At 59.5% G+C, this 5,429-nt stretch carries 5 protein-coding genes; 3 read left to right on the top strand and 2 right to left on the bottom strand.

Going from position 1 to position 5,429, the window contains the following annotated elements:
- Positions 1-288, bottom strand: a 288-nt coding sequence (locus GPS82_RS13075; protein WP_296495432.1) for a hypothetical protein, incomplete at its 3' end; no start/stop codon positions are given.
- A gap of 226 nt (positions 289-514) precedes the next feature.
- Here GPS82_RS13075 and GPS82_RS13070 point away from each other — a divergent pair.
- Entirely contained in the window at positions 515-2,644 is a 2,130-nt protein-coding gene (locus tag GPS82_RS13070) for a cyclic nucleotide-binding domain-containing protein (protein WP_296495430.1), read from the top strand.
- Between the two features lie 260 nt (positions 2,645-2,904).
- On the top strand, positions 2,905-4,215 hold the full coding sequence (locus tag GPS82_RS13065) for a magnesium and cobalt transport protein CorA (protein WP_296495428.1): 1,311 nt from the start codon (positions 2,905-2,907) through the stop codon (positions 4,213-4,215).
- A 22-nt stretch (positions 4,216-4,237) separates the two neighbouring features.
- Here GPS82_RS13065 and GPS82_RS13060 read toward each other — a convergent pair whose 3' ends face one another.
- A complete protein-coding gene (locus tag GPS82_RS13060; protein ID WP_296495427.1) occupies positions 4,238-4,702 on the bottom strand; it encodes a hemerythrin domain-containing protein in 465 nt (154 codons plus the stop codon).
- Positions 4,703-5,087: 385 nt separating this feature from the next.
- Here GPS82_RS13060 and GPS82_RS13055 point away from each other — a divergent pair.
- On the top strand, positions 5,088-5,429 hold a 342-nt coding region (locus tag GPS82_RS13055; RefSeq protein ID WP_296495425.1), incomplete at its 3' end, for an alkaline phosphatase PhoX.

The raw sequence follows: 5,429 nt of genomic DNA, 5'->3' as shown, positions 1-5,429 counted from the left end.
AAAGCCGATTTCGCCCTTGGGGCTGTTGCTGTAAATCAGCGTCATGCCGTCTTCGCTGGCAGCAACGATTTCAGGCGCCGTTTCATCGTTGGTTTCGCAAGAGGCACCCACTTGCTGGCAGACCGCAAAGGTGGCAGTGCGGTTGAAAAACATGCTGGCGTTGGGTTTGGAGACTTCCGGTGCCACGGGTGCGGGGTCATCATTGCCGCCGCAGGCAACAAGCACGGCGCTCATGATGAGACTGGCGGCAAACAGGCGAACAGGTTGGCGTGAGGTCAGATTTTTCATGTTTCAGTCAGGTTACAGGTTTGTGGAAAGACATTTGTTTGTAAACGCCGCGCGTGACAAAACGGTGACATAGCCAGCGCAAGTCGCGTGCGCTTGGCGATTGGCGGGAGATCGTGACGTTTTTGTGCAATTTCGAGGATGATTTCGTCGGAGGCGCTATCTGTGACATATTTGTGACATAAATAGCTGGCAACATCAGTGGGTGAGTGCCGCTTCCAATTCCCCTTTGTTTGATCTTTCGCGGGTCCGCCGTTTGCCACCGCAATCGGCCAAGGCTCGTCCCTTGGTGGGCGCGGCAGCGGCGCTGGCCGTCACTTTGCCGCACGCTCTTGGCATTGGGCTGATCGCCTTTGCGCCGTTTGCCCAGATGATGCCTGTCAGCGTGCTGGCACTTTGGTCGGCAGCCCTGCCGGGTGCCTTGATGACGCTGTTTGCACGAGCCAGAGGTGTGGTCTACGCGCCTTCGACCGCGGTGGCCCTGTTGTTTGGCGGCATGCTGACCCTGGTGATGAAGGCCGGTGCAGGGCAGGGCATCACGGTTGGGCAAGCGCTGGCCATCACAGGCCTGTTTGTGGCCCTGGGGTTTTTTATGCAGTGGCTGATCGGACGGGCGCGTCTGGCCGGGCTGGCACGGTTCATTCCGCTGTCGGTCACGCAGGGATTTTCTGCCGGCGTCGGGCTGTCCCTGGTGCTGACGCAGTTGCACAGCGCCAAGGGCGCTGGCGCCTGGCTGTGGCAGCCGGGGTTGGTCTGGCATGTTGGCATTGCCTGCCTGGTCTTGCTGATGAGTGCGGTGCTGCAGCGGCTTTGGCCGCGTTTTCCGTCCCTGCTCATGGCACTGCTGCTGGTGGCCGTTCCTGCCCTGTGGCTGGCTCCGTCCGGTCTGCTGCAAATGGCCGCAACGCCACATGATTTGATGCTGCCGCCGCTGCCCGACTGGCTGGACGCCCCCTGGTGGACGGTCATCAGGCAGGCCTGGGTGCCTTTGCTCACCTTGTCGCTGTTGATGGCTGTGGTCAACGGTCTTGAAGTGCTGGTGTTTCACCAGCAACTTGAATCCGAACATGGGGTGCGCGCGTCGCCCGACGAGGTGCTGCGGCGCGAGAGCGCCCTGAGCGCGTTGTGCGCCCTGTTTGGCATGATTCCGGCTTCGACCAGCACCTCGCGCTCCCGCACCGCTCTGGCCTACACCGGAACGCCCACGGTCCGCGTGGGCCAATGGCATGCGCTGGTCATGCTGGCTGTCGCCCTGAGCGGGCACCTGTGGTTGCACTGGCTGCCGCTGGCCGGCCTGGCGGGCGTGCTGGTCATGGCCGGATTTCGCATGGTGCCCGCCGAGATGTGGCATGGGCCGCAAAACGCCATACAGCGCACGGCCTGGTGGCAGAGCTGGCTGGTGGCCGGTTTGTTTGCCATCGCAGGGGGCGCCATGGCCTTGATGGCGGGTCTGGCGGTGTCCACCATGGTGCTGTTGCGAACCTCTGGGGCGCACGTCATCCGTCGCATGTATTTGCATGGCGAGCTTCGCTCGCGACACATCAGGCGTGCCGAAACCGAGGCCTGGCTGGCCGGGCGGATGAGCCGGGTGGCGGTGTTTGAACTGCAGGGCATTCTTTCCTTTGGTGTTGCGGCCCTGGTGGTTGACCAGGTCAGAAGACACCTGGCAGGGCGCCAATGCGTGATCCTGGACACCTCACGCGTGCCCTCATGGGACGAAACCGGCTACGCCCGGTTGCATACCCTGGCGCGCGAACTGCAAGAACAGGGCATTGCCCTGCTGGTCAGCGGGGTCCGTGGCGTTCATGAGCAAGCCATGGACGATTTGCACCCTTTTTCAGATATGGATCACGCACTGGAGTGGGCCGAGGAGCAATTGCTGCTGCAATACCCGCTGGAAGTCGGCCTGGCCGACCCGGCCGTCTCCCAACTTGGCGACCTGGGTGAGGACATGGCCGAGCAGGCCCGCCTTGCCCTGGAGCGCGTCATGGTCAGCCATCACTATCCAACGGGCGCCCTGATCATTCGCAGCGGTGACCAAGACCGCCGTCTGATGCTGGTGCAGGAGGGGCTGGTCACGCTCAGCACGGCCGAGTCGGCTGGAAAAGGCCTGCGACTGGCCTCTATCGGTCCCGGCGTCGTTTTTGGCGAAATGGCTTTCCTTAACGGCATTGCCCGAACCGCCTATGCCCATGCCGATGCGGGCGGAGCCCGGGTCTGCACCCTTGAATGGAACACCTTCAAGGCCTGGTCGAAAGAGTACCCAGAGGCCGCACTTGGTTTCATGAAGCAACTCGCTCGCGTGGGCATTCGCCGTCTGGGCGACACCTCGCAACAGCTGCGGGCGGCCTTGGAATAATTTTTTAAACAACTAAAGGAATACAAATGTCACGACAGTCAGACCAACTTGAGATGCTGTACAACAAGCTGCGGCACCGCTATGGGCCTGGCGATACGCTGTGCGCACAGGTGTCTGCCGCGCTGGAATCATGCCGAAAAGTTGAACCAGTCGGGGGCTTTAGGCACGATTGGTCCAAGTCCTACAGGCACACCATCGCGGCACAGCGCCAGGCGACACGCCAAACAACCCAACACTGACCTCTGGTCGCAGCCAGCACCATGAACGCATTGGCCGACAAAGTCTCGGAGTTGCTGAAAAAGCAAAAACGGGTGGCGGGCATGGTCCACAACCAGAGCATGCCGCGCCAGGCCATTGTTGAAACCCTGGTGCAACGCCAGCATCTGGCCGAGTTGCAAACGTTGCTGCAGCAGTTGCCGGTGACCGACATCGCGTCGCTACTCGATGCTTTGCCGCTTGAGGAAGGCAGGCAACTGTGGCCGCTGATTGCACAGGGTCGGCAAAACGACGTCTTGTGGGAAGTGTCGGATGAGCGGCGTGATGTGCTGGCGGATGGCCGGGAACCTGTCTTTAACGAGAGCCAGATGAATGCCTTTGTGCTGGTGGATGGCAGGTTGCAGCAAATCCCCATTGAGGGCCGCAAAAATCTGGAGGGGAGCAGCCCGATCTGGATCGACCTGCTGGGCGCCAGCAAAGCCGAGCGAAATTACGTGGGTTCGCACTTCGGGTTGGCACTGCCGGACCCGGACGAGTTGACCGACCTGGAAACCAGTGCGCGCTATCAGATTGAGGACAGCGGCGACATCCGCCTGCACTCCAACTTTTTGCTGGACCGCGAAGGGCTGTCGCGCAGCGTGCCGGTGTCGTTTATCTTGCACAAAGGGGTGTTGTTTTCGCTGCGCAACGAAGACCTGCCGGTGTTCCGGTTGCAGCGCCGTCGCGCCCGCACCCAGCCCGGCTATGTGACTGATTGCACCGATGTGTTGCTGGACCTTTTTGGCGCAGACGTCGAGTATTCTGCCGACTCGCTGGAAGACATTTACGCCACTCTGGGCAAGGTGGGCCGACAGGTTTTGAGCGAGGCCATCAGCGACCAGGAGGCCGCGGCCATTCTGGGCGCCATTGCCGAAGAGGAGGATTTGAACGGGCGCATCCGCGGCAACATTCTTGACACGCAGCGCGCCATCAATTTCCTGGTGCGAAGCAAAACCATGACACCTGCCCAACTCGATGACGGCAGTCAGATTTTGCGCAACATTGATTCGCTCAACAGCCACACCTCGTTTCTCTTTGACAAGATCAATTTCCTGATGGACGCGACCATTGGTTTCATCAACATCAACCAGAATCGGCGCATCAACCAGTTGACTGTGTTTGGTGTGGTGTTCACGCCCATCAACATTCTGGCCGGCATGGGCGGCATGTCAGAGTTTTCGATGATGACGCAGGGCATTCCCTGGCCCATTGCTTACGGTGCGTTTTTGTTGGGTGCCGCCATGATTGGTGTGCTGACCTTCACGGTTCTCAAACGTCTGGAAACCCGCCAACTCAAGCTGAAGAAATTACGCTGAGCGGGTGGCAGCCCGGACTGCACTAACCGGCAGTGCGCGCCTTGGGCGTGTGCTTCATGTAATCTTTGACCGGAAGGTCGTTTTCACTGATGTGATGGCCCATCCAGTCGGCAATCAAACCGCTTAAAACCGGTCTGTCAACGATGCCGCGCGCTACATCAGACAATAGGGTGGCAAGTTGGGTCTGCGCCGATTGGTGCACCACTTTGTGTTCTGCCAGGGTCGGGCAGCCGTTGGCTTCCAGCACGCTTTCTTCCAGCGCATCGTGCAGTCGCGACAGCTTGACGATGTCCTCCAGCGCCCCATGAATCTGGACCACTGTGGCGGTCTTGGTGTCCAGCACGCGCAACAAGTCCTGGCCCAGTTCCAGCAGCGTGATGTGCTGCTCGTCCAGTTTGGCATTTCCCACACTCAGCTTGGGCGACCATTTTGGAATGGGTTTGACACCGAGCGGCTTGGTGGGAATTTTGGGCTTTATTGCATTCATCAAAAAAATTGCTTTGTGTTCATGCGACCGGGGCTGTTGGCACAGCGAATTGTCGCAAGAAATATGAATGTGCAGTAAATACTTTAAGCATCTGTGCCCGACGGCGTCGGAACAGGTGTCAAAGTTGGCATGGTCAAGCCCCGCTTCAAGGCAGCGTTGCGCCATCCTTGGTGATCACACTCTGGTGCGAATAGTCGCCGCGCGCCAGGTGGGCAATGCTGCCTTGAACACCAAAGTCAACGTGAATCAAGGCATGTGTCAATTGAATGACAGAGCCGCGCGGTGGGTTGGGGTTTGGTATGTCATCAAGACTTCATATTGGCTGGTTACGATTTGACCGTTAGTACGAAAACCCTATGCCAAAACCCCTTAACAGGAGCTATTTATGTCAGTAATGATTCGCGATGACGACGGCGTCAGCAACCCATCCAGTAACGATCACCTACACCAGTTGATCGAGCGCGAGATTACACGCAACCCTGCTCGCCGGACGATGTTGAAGTCCGGTTTCAGCCTGGGTCTGCTCGGTATTTTCGGTGGTGCACTGACCGCTTGCGGCGGCGGAGACGACGTCGTTCTGAGCTCCACACCAGCACCAGGCAGCATCGGCTTCAAGGCCGTGACCACCAGCAGCGCCAACACCGTGATCGTCCCCGAGGGTTATACCGCCGATGTAGTTTACCGCTGGGGCGACCCGTGTGTGGCCGGCGCACCCGAGTTTGCCAAG

The sequence above is a fragment of the Rhodoferax sp. genome (assembly GCF_011391645.1).
GTDB lineage: Bacteria > Pseudomonadota > Gammaproteobacteria > Burkholderiales > Burkholderiaceae_C > Rhodoferax.
This window is presented reverse-complemented; position numbering and strand designations above follow the sequence as displayed.